General features: G+C 64.7%; 16 protein-coding genes. 4 read left to right on the top strand and 12 right to left on the bottom strand.

The genetic code is table 11. The features are described 5' to 3' along the window. Window positions 1-13: 13 nt before the first annotated feature. The 9 genes from ACVISU_RS34350 to ACVISU_RS34310 form a co-directional block, all read right to left on the bottom strand. Complete coding sequence (locus ACVISU_RS34350; RefSeq protein WP_456709893.1) at window positions 14-1,525, bottom strand: tripartite tricarboxylate transporter permease; 1,512 nt, start codon at window positions 1,523-1,525, stop codon at window positions 14-16. A gap of 22 nt (window positions 1,526-1,547) precedes the next feature. Beyond that, window positions 1,548-2,090 (bottom strand): tripartite tricarboxylate transporter TctB family protein, encoded by a 543-nt coding sequence (locus tag ACVISU_RS34345; protein ID WP_456709892.1) that lies wholly within the window; start codon window positions 2,088-2,090, stop codon window positions 1,548-1,550. A 76-nt stretch (window positions 2,091-2,166) separates the two neighbouring features. Then, window positions 2,167-3,267: an S-methyl-5-thioribose-1-phosphate isomerase gene (gene mtnA / locus ACVISU_RS34340; protein WP_456709891.1), complete on the bottom strand. Its 1,101-nt coding sequence runs from the start codon at window positions 3,265-3,267 to the stop codon at window positions 2,167-2,169. Further along, entirely contained in the window at window positions 3,264-4,139 is an 876-nt protein-coding gene (locus tag ACVISU_RS34335; protein WP_456709890.1) for an S-methyl-5'-thioadenosine phosphorylase, read from the bottom strand. The genes mtnA and ACVISU_RS34335 overlap by 4 nt, the downstream gene beginning before the upstream one ends. A gap of 150 nt (window positions 4,140-4,289) precedes the next feature. Next, complete coding sequence (locus tag ACVISU_RS34330) at window positions 4,290-5,231, bottom strand: Bug family tripartite tricarboxylate transporter substrate binding protein (RefSeq protein WP_456710968.1); 942 nt, start codon at window positions 5,229-5,231, stop codon at window positions 4,290-4,292. A 312-nt stretch (window positions 5,232-5,543) separates the two neighbouring features. Next, window positions 5,544-6,341 carry an enoyl-CoA hydratase/isomerase family protein gene (locus ACVISU_RS34325; protein ID WP_050403634.1) on the bottom strand — a complete coding sequence of 266 codons (798 nt, stop codon included), beginning with the start codon at window positions 6,339-6,341 and terminating at the stop codon, window positions 5,544-5,546. 46 nt (window positions 6,342-6,387) lie between these two features. After that, entirely contained in the window at window positions 6,388-7,584 is a 1,197-nt protein-coding gene (locus ACVISU_RS34320; protein ID WP_456709889.1) for a pyridoxal-phosphate-dependent aminotransferase family protein, read from the bottom strand. Window positions 7,585-7,713: 129 nt separating this feature from the next. Continuing rightward, on the bottom strand, window positions 7,714-8,997 hold the full coding sequence (locus tag ACVISU_RS34315; RefSeq protein WP_456709888.1) for an MFS transporter: 1,284 nt from the start codon (window positions 8,995-8,997) through the stop codon (window positions 7,714-7,716). A gap of 45 nt (window positions 8,998-9,042) precedes the next feature. Beyond that, window positions 9,043-10,242, bottom strand: a complete 1,200-nt coding sequence (locus ACVISU_RS34310) for a pyridoxal-phosphate-dependent aminotransferase family protein (protein WP_456709887.1) — start codon at window positions 10,240-10,242, stop codon at window positions 9,043-9,045. 132 nt (window positions 10,243-10,374) lie between these two features. Between ACVISU_RS34310 and ACVISU_RS34305 the strand changes: the two genes are divergently transcribed. The 3 genes from ACVISU_RS34305 (at window position 10,375) to ACVISU_RS34295 (ending at window position 14,622) form a co-directional block, all read left to right on the top strand. Beyond that, window positions 10,375-11,127 (top strand): GntR family transcriptional regulator, encoded by a 753-nt coding sequence (locus tag ACVISU_RS34305; RefSeq protein ID WP_456709886.1) that lies wholly within the window; start codon window positions 10,375-10,377, stop codon window positions 11,125-11,127. 95 nt (window positions 11,128-11,222) lie between these two features. Next, window positions 11,223-14,201, top strand: a complete 2,979-nt coding sequence (locus ACVISU_RS34300; protein ID WP_456709885.1) for an FAD-binding and (Fe-S)-binding domain-containing protein — start codon at window positions 11,223-11,225, stop codon at window positions 14,199-14,201. Next, window positions 14,194-14,622: a GlcG/HbpS family heme-binding protein gene (locus tag ACVISU_RS34295; protein ID WP_456709884.1), complete on the top strand. Its 429-nt coding sequence runs from the start codon at window positions 14,194-14,196 to the stop codon at window positions 14,620-14,622. Before ACVISU_RS34300 ends, ACVISU_RS34295 begins: the two co-directional genes overlap by 8 nt. Window positions 14,623-14,851: 229 nt before the next feature. Here the strand turns inward: ACVISU_RS34295 and ACVISU_RS34290 are convergent, their stop codons facing one another. The 3 genes from ACVISU_RS34290 to ACVISU_RS34280 all read right to left on the bottom strand — a co-directional run bounded on the left by ACVISU_RS34290 (window position 14,852) and on the right by ACVISU_RS34280 (window position 19,002). Next, a complete protein-coding gene (locus ACVISU_RS34290; RefSeq protein ID WP_456709883.1) occupies window positions 14,852-15,631 on the bottom strand; it encodes an enoyl-CoA hydratase/isomerase family protein in 780 nt (259 codons plus the stop codon). 77 nt (window positions 15,632-15,708) lie between these two features. Further along, window positions 15,709-17,808: a molybdopterin oxidoreductase family protein gene (locus tag ACVISU_RS34285; protein ID WP_050403644.1), complete on the bottom strand. Its 2,100-nt coding sequence runs from the start codon at window positions 17,806-17,808 to the stop codon at window positions 15,709-15,711. Window positions 17,809-17,931: 123 nt separating this feature from the next. After that, window positions 17,932-19,002 (bottom strand): ABC transporter substrate-binding protein, encoded by a 1,071-nt coding sequence (locus ACVISU_RS34280; RefSeq protein WP_456709882.1) that lies wholly within the window; start codon window positions 19,000-19,002, stop codon window positions 17,932-17,934. 646 nt (window positions 19,003-19,648) lie between these two features. Between ACVISU_RS34280 and ACVISU_RS34275 the strand changes: the two genes are divergently transcribed. After that, complete coding sequence (locus ACVISU_RS34275; protein ID WP_456709881.1) at window positions 19,649-20,392, top strand: GntR family transcriptional regulator; 744 nt, start codon at window positions 19,649-19,651, stop codon at window positions 20,390-20,392. The last annotated feature ends 44 nt before the right edge of the window (window positions 20,393-20,436 follow it).

The raw sequence follows: 20,436 nt of genomic DNA, 5'->3' as shown, positions 1-20,436 counted from the left end.
ACGCTGTAAGGCCTCACGCCTTTGCCGGTCGCACCAGACGCGCGACGCCGGCAAAGGCCCGATCAATCACCGGCCAGAACAGCAGCACGATCGCCAGGGTCGTGATGCTGCCGACGAGGCCGTTCGACCAGAACACCTTCATGTCGCCGCCGGAGCCGATCATCGAAAGGCGGAACGCGTCCTCGGCACGGCTGCCGAGCACCAAGGCGAGCGTGAACGGCGCGAGCGGGATGGCGATCTTCTTGAAGACGTAGCCGACCACACCGAAGCCCAGCATCAGCCAGATGTCGAACAGCGCATTCTGGATCGCGTAGGCGCCGATCGCGCAGGACACCACGATCATCGGCGCGACAGCTGCGAACGGCACGCGCAGGATCGAGGCGAAGATCGGCACCGTGGTCAACACCAGCACGAGGCCGACGACGTTGCCGAGATACATCGAGGCGATCAGGCCCCAGACGAAATCCTTGTGCTCGACGAACAGCAGCGGGCCCGGGTTGAGGCCCCACACCATCAGGCCGCCGAGCAGGATCGCCGCCGTCCCCGAGCCGGGAATGCCGAGCGCGAGCATTGGGAGCAGCGCCGAGGTGCCCGAGGCGTGAGCGGCGGTCTCCGGCGCGAACACGCCCTCGATGCGGCCCTTGCCAAAACTGCCCTGATCCTTGGAAAAGCGCTTGGCGAGGTTGTAGCCCATGAAGGAGGCCGCAATCGCACCACCCGGCGTGATCCCGAGCCAGCAGCCGATCACCGACGAACGCAGCAGCGTCACCCAGTACTTCGGCAGCTCCTTCCACACCGACAGCACGACGCGCAGGCTGATACCGGCGGCGTGTCCGCGCAGCGCCAGGCGCTCCTCCATCGTGAGCAGGATCTCGCTGATGCCGAACAGGCCGATCACAGCGACCAGGAAGTTGATGCCGCGCAGCAGCTCCGCCGAGCCGAAGGTCATACGCAGCTGCCCGGACACCGTATCCATGCCGACGCCCGCAAGCAGCAGTCCGAGCGACATCGAGATCACGGTCTTGTGCTTGGCCTCGCGACCGAGGCCGACGAACGAACAGAACGTCAGGAGATAGACGGCAAAGAATTCCGGCGGGCCGAATTTCAGCGCGAACGAAGAGATCATCGGCGCCAGGAAGGTAATCAGCAGCACCGCGACCAGCGAACCGATGAAGGACGAGGTGAATGCCGCGGTGAGCGCTTCGGCAGCCCTGCCCTGCTGCGCCATCGGATAGCCGTCGAAGGTGGTCGCGACCGACCAGGCTTCACCGGGGATGTTGAACAGGATCGAGGTGATGGCGCCGCCGAACAGCGCGCCCCAATAGATGCACGACAGCATCACGATGGCGGATGTCGGATCCATCGTGAAGGTGAGCGGCAACAGGATCGCGACGCCGTTGGGACCGCCGAGGCCCGGCAACACGCCGACGAAGATGCCGAGCACGAGGCCGACCATCATCAGGAGCAGCGTCTTCCAGGTCAGGAGGACGGCAAAGCCGTGCAGCAGGAGACCGAAGGCTTCCATGTCTCGAAATTCCTCGGTTAGCTCAGTAGCCGAAGGCCGCTTCGAGCGGGCCCTTCGGCATGATGACGTCGAAGGCGACGTCGAAGGTCACGAACATCGCGGCGGTGAAGATGAAGGCGGTGAGGAGTGACTTCCACAGCGCGATCTTGCCGACGAGGCGCATGAACCCGGCGATCAACAGAAAGCTCGCGACGTAGAGGCCTAGATACTGGGTGGCGAGGCAAAACAGGAAGGTCGGCACGAACACCGCCAGCACCCGGCGAAACTGGGCGCGGGTGACGAAGGTTTCGGCAGCTTCCCGGCGTGAGACGAAGGCGGCGCCGAGGCCATAGAGGCTGGCGGCGCCGAGAATCACTGAGAGGTAGAACGGAAAATAGCCCGGCTGCGGCCCGGTCGAATCCCATGACGCACCGGTGCGCCAATTATCCCAGCCGAGCACCAGGGAGAGCGCGAGCAGCAGCAGCGAAACGATAACGTCGACGGCGCCGGTAGAGACGACGGCGGGCGAGTTCTCTTCAGGCGCGGTCGGATCGTCGACGACGATCTCAAGTTCGGTATTGGACATGGACTGGACGGTCTGGGTTGCGAGGGCAACGATTGGGATAGCGTGCTGAACCTTTCACCGTCAATGCGGCCTTCAGCTAACGCCCGGAACGTTCGGGAAAGGCGTTCGCAAGTGCAGCGCGATTAGCGGCGAGCACGCCGCGCTCGGTGATCAACCCCGTCACCAGACGCGCCGGCGTGACATCGAAGCCGAAATTGGCAACGGTTGAGCCGTCCGGAACCACGCGGACGGTCTCGATCCTTCCATCCGCCGTCTTCCCGGTGAGGTGCGTTACCTCGCTGGCCGCGCGTTGCTCGATCGGAATCTGTTTGATGCCATCATCGATACGAAAGTCGATGGTCGGCGACGGCAGCGCGACATAGAACGGCACGCCGTTGTCGTGTGCCGCGAGCGCCTTCAGATAGGTCCCGATCTTGTTGCAGACGTCGCCATTGGCGGCGACGCGGTCGGTGCCGACGATCGCAAGGTCCACCATGCGATGCTGCATCAGATGGCCGCCGGTGTTGTCAGGGATCACGGTGTGCGGCACGCCGTGGTGACCGAGTTCCCAGGCGGTGAGCGAAGCGCCCTGATTGCGCGGCCGCGTCTCGTCGACCCAGACATGGACCGCAATGCCGCGATCATGCGCCTGGTAGATTGGTGAGGTCGCCGTTCCCCAATCGACGGTTGCAAGCCAGCCGGCATTGCAATGCGTCAGGACGTTCACCGGCTCGCCCGGCTGCTTGGTCGCGGCGATTTTTTCGATCAGGCCGAGGCCGTGCCGGCCGATCTCGCGGTTGATCTCGACGTCTTCGTCGGCGATCTCGCGGGCGCGGGCATAGGCCGCTTCCGTGCGGACTGATGCTGCGAGCGGCGCGAGCGCGCGCTGCATCTCATCAACAGCCCACTTCAGATTGATCGCGGTCGGCCGGGTCGCGGCCAGCATCTTGCCGGTACGCTCGAGCGCCGCATCGGAGGCATCGGCCCGCATCGCCAGCGCCATGCCGTAGGCGGCAGTCGCGCCAATCAACGGCGCGCCGCGCACCAGCATCGAGCTGATCGCCTCGCCGGCCTCGTCCGCCGTCGTGATCTTTGCAATGATAAACTCATGCGGCAGCCGGCGCTGATCGATCGCGCCGACCGACCAGCCGTCGGGCTCGAGCCAGATGCTGCGGAAATGGCGTCCATCGACTTTCATGCGCGTAACACCCTTCCGGCGACGGCATCGAGCCTGGCAAGCAGCTGCGGATCGCGGGCCGCGGGCGCCGTGATCAGGGCCGTATCCAGCGCGCGATCCGAACCGATCGGACAAGGCTCATGCTCGCGCGGGAAATCCCGCCCCAGACGCGCGACGAGCGCCTTGGCCTTCTCGGCGTTCGAATTCAACACGCGGATGATATCCTGCACCGTCACGGCATCATGCGCCGGATGCCAGCAATCGAAATCGGTGACCATCGCCACGCTGGCGTAGCAGATCTCGGCCTCGCGGGCGAGCTTGGCTTCGGGCATGTTGGTCATGCCGATCACCGAATAGCCCTGCGCCTTGTAGGTCAGGCTTTCGGCGAGCGAGGAGAATTGCGGCCCTTCCATGCAGAGATAAGTGCCGCCGCGTGCGAACGCGATGGCTTCGGCTTCGGCCGCGGCGGCGAGATGCTTGACCAGCAGCGGCGAGATCGGATGCGCCATCGACACATGCGCGACGCAGCCTTTGCCGAAGAACGAGCTCTCGCGCTTGTAGGTGCGATCGACGAACTGATCGACCAGCACAAACGTGCCCGGCGGCAGCTCCTCCTTGAACGAACCGCACGCCGACAGCGCCACCAGGTCGGTGACCCCCGCTCGCTTGAGGACATCGATATTGGCGCGATAATTGATGTCGGACGGCGACAGCGCATGCCCCTGGCCGTGTCGCGGCAGGAACACGATCGGCAATCCCGCCATCTCGCCACGGCGCAGCGGCGCGGACGGTTCGCCCCAGGGACTCGCGATCGCCTCCTCGCGGACATTTTCCAGTCCCGGCAGATCGTAGATGCCGGATCCGCCGATGATCCCGAGAACGGCTTTGGTCATGATCGCTCCTTGCGGTCCCGTAACGGCGACGGAGGGGTGACCCAGCCCGATCGGGCTCGCCGGACGTTCGGCCATACTGCGGCGCAATAATCACTGCGCCGCTGCCGCTTGCAAGCCGATTCAGCCGAGAGGGTAAGCAAACCGCGACCGCTATTTCGCGACGAAGCCCGCCGCGTTCATCAGCGAGGCATTCTGCTTGTCGTCATCCTCGAGGAACTCAACCATATCCTTGCCGGTGAGGAAGATCGGCTTCAAGGCCTGCTTCTCCATGTAGTCCTTGTATTCAGCAGTCTGCGTCACCTTCTGGAACAGGTCGACATAGAACGCCTGCTGCTCCTGCGTGACCTTGCCCGGCAGGAACATCGCGCGCAGCATCAGATACTGCACGTCCAGCCCCTCTTCCCTGCAGGTCGGGATATCGTTCCAGGATTGCGTGTCGGTGACCTTGGTCTTGTAGGAAATCCGCTCCTTGTCGAACACGCAGAGCGCGCGGACCTGGCCGGCGCGCCAGACCTCGAGGTTCTCGCTCGGATTGTTGACGTTGGACTCGGTGTGGCCGCCGACCAGCTGGGTCGCGGCCTCGCCGCCCGACTTGTAGGGCAGATAGGAGAATTTCGCGCCGGTCTTCTGCTCCATGAACACGGTCAGCACGTGATCCTCGCGCTTGGAGCCGGTGCCGCCCATCTTGAACGGCGCGCTCGCCGCCTTCGCAGCATCGATGAACTCCTTCACGGTCTTCGGGCCGTTGGCATTGTCCCACAGCACGAACTGGTCGAGCGCGATCACCGACACCGGTGTGAGGTCGCGCCAGTTGAACGGAATCTTGGCCGACAGCGGCAGCATATAGATCAGCGAATAGGCGATCAGCACCTTGTTGGGATCGCCCTCGCTGGACTTCATGTACATCAGCGCTTCCGCACCCGACGCGCCGCCCTTCAGCGACACCACCATCGGCTGCTTCATCAGATTGTTCTTCTGGATCGCCGCCTGCATCATGCGCGCCATCTGGTCGGAAGCACCACCGGCGCCGGCCGCAACCACGATCTCGACCGGCTTGCTCGGCTCCCAGCCGGCAAACGCCGGCGCGCTCATCAGCAAGGCCGCGATGGTAGCCGTGGCTTTCACAATCTGTCCCACGTTCTTCTTCCCTATCTATTTGTTCGGCTTGGCAAAACCGTCGAGGTGGCGGGTTCGTATCATTGTGCCGAGAATGCAGGTGAGTTCAAGCCGCCGAACTGCCGCATGACCTATGACTTTGGAATGAGGTGGGTGCTTCGCTCTGCTCGCATTGACAAACGCTGTCATCGCCCGGGCTTGACCGGGCGATGACAGCGGTGGTTGGGGCATAGCGCGCCCCGGAATGACGACAGAAAGAGCCCGCGTAGCCAACCCGCAGCCGAGCCGTTACTTGCCCTTGAAGTTCGGCGCGCGCTTGTTGAGGAAAGCGTCCATGCCCTCGCGGAAGTCTTCGCTCATATAGGCGCGCAGGATCAGGTCTTCGCCCTCGTCGCGCGACAGCGTGCGGCGGATGCGGCGCACTGCCTCCTTGGTGACTTCGAGCGTGATCGGCGCATGGCCGGCGACGAGTTGCGCGGTCTCGGTGGCGCGGCGCTGCAGCGTCTCCACGTCGGGGACGACCTCGTTCAAGAGGCCGAGCGCCAGCGCTTCCGGCGCCTCGACCAGGCGCGCCTTGAAGATCAGGTCCTTGGTCCGCGCCGGACCGATCAGCGAGACCAGCCGCGAGATGTTGGACATCGACAGACAGTTGCCGAGCGTGCGTGCGATCGGGAAGCCGATCCGCGTCGCCTCGGTGCCGATGCGGATATCGCAGCATGCGGCAATGCCGGCGCCGCCGCCGGTGCACGCACCTGCGATCGCCGCAATGACGGGCACGCGGCACTGTTCGAGCGTCCCCAGCACGCGGTCGATCCGCGCCTCGTAGTCCAGCGCATCCTGCGCGGTCTTGAACGCGCGGAATTGCGAGATGTCGGTGCCGGAGGCGAACGCCTTGTCACCGGCCCCGGTCAGGATCAGCGCCTTGATGGAATGATCCTGATTGATGTTCTCGCAGATCGCGGCCATCTGCTCGTACATCGCAAAGGTCAGCGCGTTGCGGGCCTGCGGCCGGTTGAACGTGATGCGCGCGATTCCGTCCGCGACGGAGTAGATCAGGTCTTCGGTCGGTGCGACGGGCGCGTTCATGTCTCGCTCCTTCTGTTGTTTGCGATGAGGTTTCAGGCCAGCCTGCTCAAGCAACGGCTTTCGATACCTGCGCGGCGTCACGCCCCTTCAGAACTTCCATCGCCGCCAGCACACCGCCGCTGCGATGCGGCACCTTGGCGAGATCGAGACCCATCTCGACGCCGGACAGCGTGCCCATCAGCATCAAATCGTTGAAGTGGCCGATGTGTCCGATCCGGAACACCTTGCCCTTGACCTTGTTGAGGCCGGTGCCGAGCGACATGTCGAAATTTTCCAGCACGACCTTGCGGAAGTGGTCGGCGTCGTGGCCGTCGGGCACCCGCACCGCGGTCAGCGCCGGCGAATGCGCGCCCTGCTCCTGACATTGCGTCTCCAGACCCCAGACCTTGATCGCGGCGCGCGTCGCTTCGCTGTGGCGCTTGTGGCGGGCGAAGACGTTCTCCAGCCCCTCCTCCTCCAGCATCTTCACGGCCTCGCGCAGGCCGAACAGCAGGTTGGTGGCGGGGGTATACGGCCAGGTGCCGGCCTTGTTGATGTTGATGACCTCCTGCCAGTCCCAATAGGAGCGCATCCCGGGATTGGCCTTGGCCACCGCAAGCGCCTTCTCCGACACCGCGTTGAAGCCGAGGCCGGGCGGCAGCATCAGGCCCTTCTGGGAGCCGGCGATCGAGACGTCGATGCCCCAGGCATCGTGCTCATATTCGAGCGAGCCGAGGCCGGAGATGGTGTCGACCATCAAGAGCGCCGGATGCTTCAAGGAGTCGAGGATCTTGCGGACGTTGAGCGGATAGGTGACGCAGGCGGTCGAGGTCTCGTTATGGACCACGCAGACGGCCTTGATCTTGTGCGCCTTGTCGGCGGCGAGCCGCGCCTCGATCTGCTCGAGGTCGGCGCCATGGCGCCAGTCGCCCGGGATGAAATCGACGTCGAGCTTAAACTTGTCGGCGATGCCGTGCCACAGCACCGCGAATTGCCCGGTCTCGCACATCAGGACCTTGTCGCCCGGCTGCAGCGTGTTGACGATCGCAGCCTCCCAGGCGCCGGTCCCCGACGAGGGATAGATGATCACGGGCTGCTTGGTGCGGAACACCCGCTGCATCGCCGACATCACGGCAAAGCCGATCTCGGCGAATTCGGCACCGCGATGGTCCATGGTCGGCATATCCATGGCCCGCAAGACCCTGTCCGGCACGTTGGTCGGTCCCGGAATCTGCAGAAAATGCCTTCCAGTATGCACGGTCATGAGCGTCTTTCCCGGTCTTGCCTTGGTCTTGGTAAGGCGCTCGCATATCACTATTCGCCGGGTTTGTCCCAGGCCCGGCGGGGGGCCGTCATGCATATCTGACGGCGCTCCGCCGGGGCCGGTGGCCGCTCATTCGGCGGCCAACACCTTGCCCGATACCAACGATTCGCTACCCTCCTCGAACGGCCGCTCGGGGTGCATCAGGAACGCCGAGACGCCACCGACCAGCAAGAGGGCCATCGACATCAAGAACGGCAGGTACCAGTTGCCGGTGGCGTCGATGACGAAGCCGGCAACCAGCGGCGAGACGATCGCCGCAAACGCCGAGCCGGTGTTCATGAGCCCGGCCGCGGTGCCGGAATATTTCGGCGCGATGTCCATCGGAATCGACCACATCGGGCCGATCACCAGTTCGGCGCAGAAGAAGCCGGCCGACAGGCAGAGCGCGACCACGGTGATGTCGTGAACGAACAGGATCGGCATCAGCGACAGCAGCGCGCCCGCAAATCCCACGATCGTGACGCTGAGCCGCGCCAGCCGCACATTGCCTGACCGTTCGAGGATGCGGTCGGAGATCACGCCGCCGATGCTGTCGCCGACGACGCCGGCAAAGAACACGCCGGATGCGAACAGCGCCGAGTTCTTCAGATCGAGGCTGTAGTTGTTCTTGAAGAACAGCGGCAGCCAATTGAGGTAGAGCCACAGGCACCAGCCGTAGCAGAAGTAGGTCAGCGTCACCGGCCACATCCGCTGCAACAGCGGGCCCCACGGCACCTTCGGCCGCTCGCCTTTCGGCCGCGGCGGCAAGGTCGCAAGCTCGGCCGTAGTGATGGAGCCGTGGTCGGCCGGCTCGTTGCGGAAGTACCAGACCCATGCGACGCCCCAGATGAGACTGACGATGCCAAGCGCGACGAAGGCGCCGCGCCAGGTCAGCCAGAGGATCAGGAGCGCGACCACCGGCGGGGTCACCGCGTTGCCGAGACGTGCGAACGCGTGGGTCAGGCCTTGCGCGAAGCCGCGGCGGTTCGCCGGCGTCCAGTACTGCATGGCGCGCGTCGCGGTCGGGAACGTCGCGCCTTCGCCGAAGCCGAGCGCGAAGCGTGCGATGAACAGCGCGGCGAGTCCGTGGACAAAGCCGGTCATGATGGTCGCCGCGGCCCATATCATGCCGCACCAGAACAAGGTCTGACGTGGCCCGAAGCGATCGCCGACCCAGCCGCCGATCACCTGGAACAGCAGATACGGATAGGCGAAGGCGGAGAACACCAGGCCGAGCTCGGTGTTCGACAGACCGAGCTCCTTCTGGATCTCGCTGGCCGCGGTGCCGATGTTGACGCGGTCCACATAGGTGATGAAATACATCACGCAGAGCATGGCCAATACGACATGGGTGGCCTTGAACCGAAGCCTCATATCCCTCCCCCTTCCCTGATCCGCGATTTTCTTGGTTGTTGGTCGCTAGGTGCCGACCACTTTCAGATGCAACGCGTTGCGCTGATCGCGCTGCTCGAGCAGCCGCATCGCCGCCTCGACGCCGCCCGCACGATGCGGCACGCCGGCAACCGACAGCCCCATCTCGACGCCGGTGAGCGCGCCAAGCAAGGTCAGCTCGTTGCATTCGCCGAGATGACCGATGCGGAACACCTTGCCGGCGACCTTTGACAGGCCGGCACCGAGCGACATGTTGAAATTGTCGAGCACGACCTGGCGATACTGATCGGCGTCATGACCGGGCGGCATCATGACCGCGGTCAGCACCGGCGAGAATTCCGAAGGCTCCTGGCACAGCACCTCGAGCCCCCATTGGTTGACGGCGGCACGGGTGGCGGCTGCGAGCCGCTGATGGCGCGCGAACACCTTGTCGAGCCCCTCCTCCAGCAGCATCGCGATCGCCTCGCGCAGCCCGTAGAGCAGGTTCGTCGCCGGCGTATAGGGGAAGAAGCCCTTGGCGTTCGGCTTCAGCATCTCCTCCCAATCGAAATAGGAGCGCGGCATCTTGTTGCTGCGGGACGCGGCGCGGGCCTTTTCCGAGATCGCGTTGAAGCCGAGGCCGGGCGGCAGCATGAAACCCTTCTGCGAGCAGCTGACGCTGACATCGACCTTCCACTCGTCGTGCCGGTAGTCGACCGAGCCCAGCGATGAAATGGTGTCGACCATCAGGAGCGCCGGATGGTTGGTGCGGTCGATCGCGGCACGGATGTCGGCGATCCGGCTGGTCGCGCCGGTCGAGGTCTCGTTGTGGACGACCATCACCGCCTTGATGCTGTGCGCGGTGTCCGCGGCAAGCCTTGCCTCGATCAACGCCGGGTCGGCGCCGCGACGCCAGTCGCCGGCAATGAATTCGACCTCGATACCGAAGCGGCCGGCGAGCTGCCGCCACAACGTGGCGAAGTGACCGGTCTCGACCATCAGGACCTTGTCGCCGGGCGACAGCGTGTTGACGATCGCAGCTTCCCAGGCGCCGGTGCCCGACGACGGGAAGATCACCACCGGGCCTGCGGTCTGGAAGATCTTGGCGCTGCCCTCGAGCACCGTGCGACCGAGCTCGGCAAAGTCCGCGCTGCGGTGGTCGATGACCGGCATGTCCATCGCGCGCAGAATGCGATCCGGAACCGGGCTCGGTCCCGGAATCTGCAGGAAATGGCGTCCTTGATGCATGAGAACCTCCCAATCGCCGGATTTCGGCCTCTTCGTCAGTCATTTTGCATTCATTTTTTGTATTTTCAATCCAATTTTGGTATTCGATTGCGGAGATCGACGCCGCCGCGTCGGCAAATTATTGTTCAGAATATGAAATCTGCGATTCCCGAAACCGGGGTTCCGATCACCCAGCCCGCCGCCGGCAACGGCAGCGACCGCCAGGAGGCATCGCTGCACGGCGAGATCCTGCTGCGGCTCCGCGATTATGTGGTGGAAGGCAACATTCCCGAGGGCGGTCGCGTTCCGGAACGCCAGCTCTGCGAAATGCTGGGAATCTCCAGGACGCCGCTGCGCGAGGCGCTCAAGGTGCTGGCGGCCGAAGGCTTGATCGAGCTGTTGCCCAACCGCGGCGCCCGGGTGCGCCAGCTCAGCCCGCGCGACCTCGAGGAACTGTTCGACGTCATGGCCGGACTGGAGAGCCTCGCCGGACGGCTGGCCTGCGAGAGCATCACGGATGAGGAAATCGCCGCGATCGAGCGGCTGCACTACGAGATGTACGGCCACTATCTGCACCGCGACATGCACGGCTATTTCCAGACCAATCAGCAAATTCACGAGAGCATCGTCGCGGCTGCGCGCAACGCGACGCTGAAGACTATCTACGCCAACTTCGCCGGCCGGATCCGCCGTGTACGCTATTCCGCCAATTTCGCCCGCAAGCGACAGCGTTGGGCCGAGGCGATGCGCGAGCACGAGGCGATCCTCGATGCGCTGCGCCGCCGCGCCGGCAGCGAGCTCAGCGACATCCTGTTCGCCCATCTGCGTAACAAGCGGAGCGCCGCCATCGAGCACCTCGCCGAAGGACCGGACAGCGCCCGGGAGACGGCGCCACAACGCAGCTAGTTGCTCATTTTGAATTCATAATGTAATTCTCGGCGCAGTCGAATGCATAATCCCGGGGCAATTCTGGTTGCGCCGCGGGTCACATCGGATCTGGGATGAAGAACGCCTCCTCGCTCGAACAGCGCCTGCGGTCCGAATTGACCGGCGACGTGTTTTTCGATGCCTTCAACCGTGGCCGCTACGCGACCGACGCCTCGTTCTACCAGATCATGCCCGCCGGCGTGGTGGTGCCGCGCACCGTCGACGAGGCGCTACGGACGCTGGCGATCGTCCGCGAGGCCGGGCGGATCGTGACCCCGAGGGGCGGCGGCACGTCGCAATGCGGCCAGACCGTCAATGACGGCATCGTGGTCGACCTGTCCAAGCACTTGAACCGCATCCTCTCGCTCGACGTCGAGAACCGCACCTGCGTGGTCGAGCCCGGTATCGTGCTCGACGATCTCAACCGCCAGCTCAGGAAGCATGGGCTGTGGTTTCCGGTCGACGTATCGACCGCATCGCGCGCCACGATCGGCGGCATGGCCGGCAACAATTCCTGCGGCGGCCGCTCGCTGCGCTACGGCACGATGCGCGACAACACGCTGTCGATGGATGCGGCGCTCGCCGACGGCACGCTGCTGCATTTCGGCGAGGTGCCGCGCGACCTGACGCGGATCAGCGCATCCGACCCCGGATCGCAGCTGTTCCGCGCCATGCTCGACCTCGGCGAGCGCGAGGCGGCCGAGATCGCGGACAAATTCCCCAAGGTGCAGCGCCGCGTCGGCGGCTATAACCTCGACGCGCTGGTGCCGCGCAATGCGCCGAACAACATGGCGCATCTTCTGGTCGGCTCGGAAGGCACGCTCGCCTTCACCACGCAGGTCGAGCTGAAGTTGTGGCCCGTGATCCGCAACAAGGCGCTCGGCGTCTGCCATTTCGGCAGCTTCTACGAGGCGATGGATGCAGCCCAGCATCTGGTGAAGCTGCGGCCCATTGCCGTGGAGCTGGTCGACCGCACCATGATCGCGCTGGGCCGCGAGATCGCGATGTTCCAGCCGATTATTTCCGCGGCGGTGCGCGGCGATCCGGACGCGATCCTGGTGGTCGAGTTCGCCGAGGAAGACCAGGCCGACAACCTCGCCCGCCTCAAGCAGCTCGGCGAGCTGATGGGCGATCTCGGCTTCGGCTGGGACAGGCCGCAGCGCAAATGGGGCGGCGTGGTCGAGATAACAGAGCCCGCGCTGCAATCCGGCATCGCCGATTTCCGCGCCGCCGGGCTCAACGTCATGATGTCGATGAAGCAGGAGGGCAAGCCGGTCTCCTTCGTCGAGGATTGCGCGGTGCCGCTGCCGCACCTCGCCGACTACACCGAACGGCTCAACACCGTGTTCGCCAGACACGGCACGCGCGGCACCATGTACGCGCACGCGTCCGAAGGCTGCCTGCATGTGCGCCCGGTGCTCAATCTGAAGCTCGAGAAGGACGTCAAGGCAATGCGCGCCATTGCCGAGGAAGCCTTCGCAATGGTGCGCGAATACAAGGGCTCGCATTCCGGCGAGCATGGCGACGGCCTCGTGCGCTCGGAATTCCACGAGACCATGTTCGGCGCGCGCATCGTCGCCGACTTCCGCGAGGTCAAGCAGCGCTTCGACCCGTCCAATACGCTCAACCCTGGCAAGATCGTCGATCCGCCCAGGATGGACGATCGTTCGCTGTTTCGTTTCTCGCCGGACTATCGCGTCGGCGAAATGAAGACCGTGCTGGACTGGTCGGCCTATCCCGGCGCCGGCGGCGGTTTCCAGGGCGCGGTCGAGATGTGCAACAACAACGGCGCCTGCCGCAAGCTCGAAGGCGGCGTGATGTGCCCATCTTATCGTGCGACGCGCAACGAGAAGGACGTCACTCGCGGCCGCGCCAACACGTTGCGGCTGGCGATCTCCGGCCAGCTCGGACCGGATGCACTGTCCTCCGACGAGATGATGGACACGCTGAAACTCTGCGTGTCCTGCAAGGCGTGCCGTCACGAATGCCCGACCGGCGTCGACATGGCCAAGATGAAGATCGAGGTGCTGGCGGCCCGCGCCGCGACGCACGGCCTGTCGCTGCGCGACCGGCTGGTCGGTTATTTGCCGCGCTATGTCGATCTCGCCTCGCGCTTTGCGCCGCTCGCGAACTGGCGCAACAAGAGCCCGCTGCTGCGCACGCTGTTCGAGAAATTCGCCGGCATCAGTGCGCAGCGCGCGCTGCCAGCGTTTCGCCGCGACATTTTCCAGCCGGACTCCGAGGTACTGGGGCCGCCTGAGGGGCGCGAAGTGGTGCTGTTCGCCGATACGTTCAACCGCGGCTATGAGCGGGAAAATCTCGACGCCGCGGTCGAGGTCCTGATCGCCGGCGGCTATCGCGTGCATCTCCCGAAGTCACCGGACGGCGGCCGTCCGCCATGCTGCGGACGCACGTTCCTGTCGGCCGGGCTGGTCGTGCAGGCGCGCGCCGAGCTCGACCGGCTGGTTTCGACCTACGCGCCGTTCGCGGCGCGCGGCGTGCCGATCATCGGCCTCGAGCCGAGCTGCCTGCTGACCCTGCGCGACGAGCTGCTGTCGCTGCGCTCGGATGACACCGCGAAGAGCGTCAGCGCCCACGCCCTGCTGTTCGAGGAATTCCTGGTGCGCGAGGCAGAGGCGGGCCGCCTCGCGCTGCCGCTCGGCGCTGTTGCCGGCAAAGCCGTCGTGCACGGTCATTGCCACCAAAAGTCCTTCGGCGCGTTCAAGCCGGTGGAGAAGATCTTGCGGCTGGTGCCGGGCCTCGACGTCAAGACCATCGAGTCGAGCTGCTGCGGCATGGCCGGCGCGTTCGGCTATGGGGCGGAGACCTATCAGGCCTCGATCGAGATGGCCGAGCTGTCGCTGCTCCCTGCAGTGCGCAGCGCCGATCAGGACACGCTGATCGTGGCCGACGGCACCTCATGCCGGCACCAGATCAAGGACGGCAGCGGCCGCACGCCGCTGCATGTCGCCAGCGTATTGGCGATGAGCCTGAAACGTGCGACATCGCATTCTGACCAATCATTGCCGAAAAAGGAACAGGCCCATGGCTGAGCTCACTCTCGAAACCGCCCGCAAGATTCTGGACGCCGCGCTCGCCAAGGGGGTCGAGAAGAAGCTGAAGCCGCTGGTGGTCACCATCCTCGACGCGCGTGGCGCGGTGAAGGTGACGGCGGCGCAGGACGGCACCAGCCTGATGCGCGCCGAGATCGCCCACGGCAAGGCCTATGGCGCGCTGGCGCTCGGCATGGGATCGCGGGCGCTGTTCCAGCGCGCGCAGGAGCAGGCCTATTTCATCGACAGCGTGAACACGCTGGCGCAGGGCCGGCTGGTGCCGGTGCCCGGCGGCGTGCTGATCATGGACGGCGCGACCCTGCTCGGCGCCGTCGGCGTCAGCGGCGACACCTCGGACAATGACGAGATCTGCGCCGTAGCCGGCATCGAAGCCGCCGGCCTGAAGGCCAACGCGGGCTAGCGTGCGACGGGCACGCGCTCCTCGCCCCGTTCACCCGGGGAGAGGGCTGGGGTGAGGCCCGACTTGCGCGATTTCGGAATAATGGAATTGTGCCACTGAGTTGCCCGACGTGTCAAGTTGCCGTGTCGAACGCCGGGTAGCCGCCCGGCTACTGTGCATGGGGTTGTTTTCGATATTTTCGCACCGCGCCCTCCCCGCACGCGCGGCGAGGTGAAGCAGAGGCCATCATTCACCGCCCCGTCCAGGTCGGCTTGCGCTTCTCGCCGAAGGCCTTGAGGCCTTCCTTGGCGTCTTCGGTCATCGCGAGCAGCGCGATCTGGCTTTCGGTGTAGGCGATGCTTTCGTCGAACGACATCGAGGCGATCGCCCGCATCGCGTATTTGCCGCGACGGATCGCCGTCGGCGACTTGTCGACGATACGGCCGATCAGCCAATCGACCTTGGCGTCGAGCTCGGCGGCCGGCACGACGTAGTTGAGAAGACCCGCGGCCTGTGCCGCCTTGGCATCGAACGGCTCGCCGGTCAGCGCCCATTCGTTGATGAGGCGTGCGGGGGCGATCGACTGCAGCAGGCTCAGCACCTGCATCGGAAACACGCCGACCTTCACCTCCGGCAGGCCGAAGATCACGCCATCGGCGGCCACCGCCATGTCGGTCATGCACAGCAGGCCCATGCCGCCGGCCATGCAGACGCCGCCGACCCGCGCGATCGCGGGCTTGGTCGCGTTCTGCGACAGCCGCAACAGATCTGCATAGTCGACATTGGGGCGCGAGAAATCCATCGAGAATGCCGCGCCGCTGTTCTGCAAATCTGCGCCGGCGCAGAACGCCTTGTCGCCCGCGCCCGTCAGCACGATGACACGCACGTCCTTGTCGTCATGCGCCTCGCGATAACCCCTGGCGATGCCCGCGATCACGCCGGCGTTGAGTGCGTTGCGCTTGTCCGGGCGGTTGATCGTGATCCAGAACGCCTGCCCGCGCTTCTCGAGAAGAACGCTGTTGTCGGTCATGTTTCCTGCCTGTTTTTTGCCGGTGCGCCGTTGCCAGCCGACATTTGCGGCAGGATCGGCGCCGACTGCAAGCAGGATTATGCGGCGGCGGCCGCCTTCCTGATCCAGACCTTGTTGTCGTGGAACGCGGCGCCGCCAAGCGGCGCGACGGCCTCCGCCCCGGTCAGCATGTTGATGCCGCGCCCGCCGATGTGGGACTTGTTCGGATGGATCGACTCGGCGATCAGCACGCCGCGGCGAACGCCATCGAACAGTTTTGCGGTCAGCGTGGTCTCGCCGCGCGTGTTGCCGAGCGTGACGGCCTCCCCGTCGGCGATCGAGAGAGCAGCCGCATCGTCGGGGTGAATCATCACGGTCGGCGCGCCCTCGCGGGCCTGCGACGACGGCGTCTCGTTGAAGCTGGTGTTGAGGAAGCTGCGCGAGGGCGACGTCGCGAGCCGGAACGGATGCTGCGCATCCGCCTCCTCGATGATGGTCCAGTGGTCGGGCAGCGAGGGCATCTTGTCCCACGCGCCCATCAGCCCGCCCGCGCCGACCGGGACCTTGCCCCAATCGACCTTGAAGTGGAATTTCTTGTCGGCATGGGCGAAGCCGTCGAGATAATGCGAGGTGCGGAAATCCGGCTGCAGATCGCGCCAGATGTCGGCCTCCAACGTCTCGATATCGCCGTGCCCGCTCTTCTTCAAAGTTGCGTCTATCAGCTGCCGCGGCGTCATGTCGAAGCCGGGATGCACCGCATTGAGCCGGCGGCCGAGGGCCTGCAGCACCTCGTGATTGGAGCGGCACTCGCCGGGCGGATCGATCAGCTTCGGGCCGACCGAGATGTGCTGATGTCCGCCGCCGTAATAGAGGTCGTCGTGCTCCATGAACATCGTCGCCGGCAGCACGATGTCGGCCATCTGCGCCGTCTCGGTCATGAACTGCTCGTGTACCGCGACGAACAGGTCCTCACGGGCGAATCCCTGGCGCACCAGCGCCTGCTCGGGCGCCACCGTCATCGGATTGGTATTCTGGATCAGCATCGCCTTGACCGGCCCGCCGCCTTTCAGCGCCTCGGCATCGCCGGTCAGGATGCGGCCGATCTGCGACTGGTCGAGCACGCGCGTCGTGGGATCGATCGCATCGTGGCCTTCGATGATCGATTCGTCGAAGCGCCAGATGCCGGCATTGTTGAAGAACGCGCCGCCGCCTTCATATTGCCAGGCGCCGGTCACCGCGGGAATGCACAGCGCGGCATGCATCTGCGCGGCGCCGTTGCGGCTGCGAGTAAACCCGTAGCCAAGACGGAAGAACGAGCGCGGGGTCTGTCCGACAAGGCGCGCGAACGCCTCGATCTCCCCGACCGGCACGCCCGAGATCGCCGACGCCCATTCCGGCGTGCGCGTCATCAGATGCGCTTCCAGCTCGTCGGGGCAGTCGGTATAGCGGGCGAGATAATCGCGATCGGCAAACCCCTCGCGGAACAACACGTGCATCACGGCGCAGGCGAAGGCACCGTCGGTGCCCGGCCGCAGCAGGATCTTGATATCGGCCTGCTTCATGGTCTCGTTGTTGTAGACGTCGACCGCAGCGATCTTCGCGCCGCGCTCCTTCCGCGCGCGCGATGCATGCGTCATCACGTTGACCTGGGTGTTCACCGGATTGGTGCCCCAGATCACGACGAGGTCGGAGACGCCCATCTCGCGGGGATCGACGCCGGCGATCTTGCCGGTCCCGGCGGCGAAGCCGATGCGCGCGATGGTCGAGCAGATCGTGCCGTAGAAGCGTGAATACTTCTTCACATGCGACAGCCGGTTGAGGCCGTCGCGCATCACGAGCCCCATGGTGCCGGCGTAGTAATACGGCCAGACCGACTCGGCGCCGAACTCCCGCTCGGCAGCGTCGAAACGCGCCGCGATCTCGTCCAGCGCCTCGTCCCAGGAAATCCGCGCGAACTGGCCGGAGCCCTTCGGGCCGGTCCGGCGCAGCGGATACATCAGCCGTTCGGCATGGTGAATCCGCTCGGCATAACGCGCGACCTTGGCGCAGACCACGCCGGCCGTATAGGTCTGCCGTTTCGAGCCACGCACCCTGCCGATCGAGCGTCCCTCGATCACCTCGACGTCGAGCGCACATGCGGAGGGGCAATCGTGCGGACAGGTGGAATGGCGGATGTCGATCTTGGCATGCTGGTTCATGTCAAATTGGTAACATCAAAAATCCGCTCCGCCGAGGGGCATTATTGACCTAGTTCGGGCGAAAACCGCGCATAAGCCATGCGGCAAACGCCCAGATGCTTCGCCATCGGCCCACTCCGTCCGTCAAACGCGAAAGATGCGGGTGTAGCGCGCCTTGATCGATTCCCCTTCCCGCTCCACCGCCGCCGGGTCGTCCTTCATCGTCTTGATGTCCTTGAGCGGCTTGCGCCCGGCCTTCTCCTGGGCCTGCGCGTGGACCGACCTGAGGCCGCCGATCTCGACGTTGAGCTGCTGGCCCTCGCGCCCGAGCGCGAACGATTGAAACAGCCTTGCCGCATTCGGATGCGGACAGTCCTTGAAGATGCCGTTGGGGCCGACAATGATCGGCGATCCTTCACTGGCGTAGACCGGCTCGACCGGGCGGCCCATCTCCTTCAGCTGAAAGATGTTGTACTCGTTGCCGTCGGCCATCACCGCGCGCTCGCCGAGGTCGAGCTTCTTCGGCGGATCGGTCGAGGACTGCACCTGCATGATGTTCTGCTTTGCGAGCTGCTCGAAGAAACTCCAGCCGAGATCGCGCTGCATCTGATAGGTCGCGGTCATGATGGTGCCGCTATAGCCGGGGTGCGCCTTCACGATCTTGCCCTTCCATTTCGGATCGAGCAGATCGGCAAAGCTCTTCGGCGCCTCTTCGGCCTTCACGAGATTGGTGTTGTAGGCGATGATCGAAAGCCAGACCCGGAAGCTTGCGAATTGGCCATCCGCATCGCGATGCTCGTCCGGATAGTATTTCGCGACCTCCTCCGGGACATAGGGCGCCAGGATGCCGTCGCGCTTCCACACGATGAAATGCGCGGCGTCGGAGGAATTGACGACGTCGACCGCGTGAATGTTGCTGGCATATTCCTGCCCCACCCGCTGGAACACACGCTCCGCGCCGGTGCGTTCGACACGCACGGTGATCCCCGCGTACTTCGCCTCGAACGCCTTCGCGAGTTTCTCGGCGACCGGCAGATCGGTCGAGGTGTAATAGACGACCTGTCCCTCTTTCTTCGCCGCCTCGATCAGCGCCGGCGTCACCGGTTCCGCAGGTGGCGCGGCGGCCATCACGCGCGTTGAAAACGCGGTCCCTGCCAGCACGGCACCGGCGCCCTTCAGCAGATCGCGGCGCGATGGCCCAGGATGTTTCCTCATTGGATTCCCCGCACGCGATGGCGAAGTTTGAGCACACCGTCGTTGCGCCCTTATTCCGATGGACGAAGACGATGTCTGTCGCCGACAGATGCTTCAGGTTGCAGCTAGACTTCTGGTCAAGAAAGAAGACAAAAGTTGGGGGAGACGATCAATGGCGGGCTTTCGGTACGCCTTGATGCGTGTCGCGGCATTGCTGGAGGGACTGGTTCTGCGCAGCGAAGCCGGGTTTGTCTCCGGAGCAGTATCGTAGGCACAACCTGGAGCGAGATCGGAGCAATAGCCTGTCGCCGCAGCGGCACATAAAATATCGAAAACAACCCCATGCACAGTAGCCGCCGGCTGCCCGCGGATGCGGCAACCACGGACGCAGCAGCTTGACTCGTCGGGCAAATCAGCGGCATTATTCGATTATCCAGAAATCGTAGACGATCTTTGCGCCCCACGTTGGCTGCTCCTCAGAGCGAGTCGATCCACCCCGTCATGCGAGCGCGGCGATGCAATCCACTTCCCCGCTCGGGGAGAGGCGGATTGCTTCATCGCTGTCGCTCCTCGCAATGAGGGGCGGATGGCTTCAGAGCCACTCGGGGGCGCTGGTTTGCCTTCAGCAACGAGTTCATATACTAATATATTAGTTCTGGGAGTACGAATGCCCGCCCGCGCCCCGAAAAAATCGGAGCCCCGCAACCCCGCCGGCCCTCGACGGACCGGCCGTCCGCGGACCGCAACGGCAGCGGCGCGGATCTACGCCGAGCTGCGTGCCGAACTGGTCTCGCTGCAGCGCAGGCCCGGCGATCCGATCGTCGAGGCCGAGATCGCGCGCGCATATGGCGTCAGCAGGACCCCGGTGCGGGAAGCCATCCTGCGCCTGTCGGACGAAGGTCTGGTCGAGATCTTCCCGCAATCGGGCATCTTCGTATCTCGCATTCCGCTCGCCGCGCTTCCGGAGGCGATTATCGTCCGCAGGTCGCTGGAGGAAACCACGACCCGCATGGCAACCGAGCGCGCTAGCGCCAGCCAGATCCTCAGCCTGCACGCGATCCTCCAACGCCAGCGCGAGGCCGAGATGGCCGCCGACCGCGAAGCATTCCATCAGGCCGACGAGGCCTTTCACGCCACTATTGCCGAAATCGCCGGACATCCCGGCATTTGGAAGCTGATCCTGCAGGTTAAGGTTCACGTGGATCGCTTCCGATGGCTGACTCTGCCGCAGCGCGGGCGGATGGCCGAAGTCATCGCCGAGCATGAGGCCGTGATGGCCGCGATCGAGGCGCGCGACCCGGCATCGGCCGGAGCCGCAATGGCCAGACATCTCGAACGCCTTCTGGCCGACATCTCTGCGACCCAGCACAACAATCCGGAGTTCTTCGAAGCGCAAAGTCGGCCGGCATGACCGCGGCCGGACTCCGGCCAAGGTAATTTGCGAAGCATTTTTGG

The sequence above is a fragment of the Bradyrhizobium sp. USDA 4452 genome, from assembly GCF_054063575.1.
The sequence above is the reverse complement of the archived record's forward strand: the minus strand, read 5'-3'. Positions and strand labels throughout refer to the sequence as shown.

Excerpts from the sequence above, each read along its gene's own strand:
- ACVISU_RS34350 (WP_456709893.1), bottom strand. The coding sequence starts at position 1,525 with ATGGAAGCCTTCGGTCTCCTGCTGCACGGCTTTGCCGTCCTCCTGACC.
- ACVISU_RS34345 (WP_456709892.1), bottom strand. The coding sequence starts at position 2,090 with ATGTCCAATACCGAACTTGAGATCGTCGTCGACGATCCGACCGCGCCT.
- mtnA (WP_456709891.1), bottom strand. The coding sequence starts at position 3,267 with ATGAAAGTCGATGGACGCCATTTCCGCAGCATCTGGCTCGAGCCCGAC.
- ACVISU_RS34335 (WP_456709890.1), bottom strand. The coding sequence starts at position 4,139 with ATGACCAAAGCCGTTCTCGGGATCATCGGCGGATCCGGCATCTACGAT.
- ACVISU_RS34330 (WP_456710968.1), bottom strand. The coding sequence starts at position 5,231 with ATGAGCGCGCCGGCGTTTGCCGGCTGGGAGCCGAGCAAGCCGGTCGAG.
- ACVISU_RS34325 (WP_050403634.1), bottom strand. The coding sequence starts at position 6,341 with ATGAACGCGCCCGTCGCACCGACCGAAGACCTGATCTACTCCGTCGCG.
- ACVISU_RS34320 (WP_456709889.1), bottom strand. The coding sequence starts at position 7,584 with ATGACCGTGCATACTGGAAGGCATTTTCTGCAGATTCCGGGACCGACC.
- ACVISU_RS34315 (WP_456709888.1), bottom strand. The coding sequence starts at position 8,997 with ATGAGGCTTCGGTTCAAGGCCACCCATGTCGTATTGGCCATGCTCTGC.
- ACVISU_RS34310 (WP_456709887.1), bottom strand. The coding sequence starts at position 10,242 with ATGCATCAAGGACGCCATTTCCTGCAGATTCCGGGACCGAGCCCGGTT.
- ACVISU_RS34305 (WP_456709886.1), top strand. The coding sequence starts at position 10,375 with ATGAAATCTGCGATTCCCGAAACCGGGGTTCCGATCACCCAGCCCGCC.
- ACVISU_RS34300 (WP_456709885.1), top strand. The coding sequence starts at position 11,223 with ATGAAGAACGCCTCCTCGCTCGAACAGCGCCTGCGGTCCGAATTGACC.
- ACVISU_RS34295 (WP_456709884.1), top strand. The coding sequence starts at position 14,194 with ATGGCTGAGCTCACTCTCGAAACCGCCCGCAAGATTCTGGACGCCGCG.
- ACVISU_RS34290 (WP_456709883.1), bottom strand. The coding sequence starts at position 15,631 with ATGACCGACAACAGCGTTCTTCTCGAGAAGCGCGGGCAGGCGTTCTGG.
- ACVISU_RS34285 (WP_050403644.1), bottom strand. The coding sequence starts at position 17,808 with ATGAACCAGCATGCCAAGATCGACATCCGCCATTCCACCTGTCCGCAC.
- ACVISU_RS34280 (WP_456709882.1), bottom strand. The coding sequence starts at position 19,002 with ATGAGGAAACATCCTGGGCCATCGCGCCGCGATCTGCTGAAGGGCGCC.
- ACVISU_RS34275 (WP_456709881.1), top strand. The coding sequence starts at position 19,649 with ATGCCCGCCCGCGCCCCGAAAAAATCGGAGCCCCGCAACCCCGCCGGC.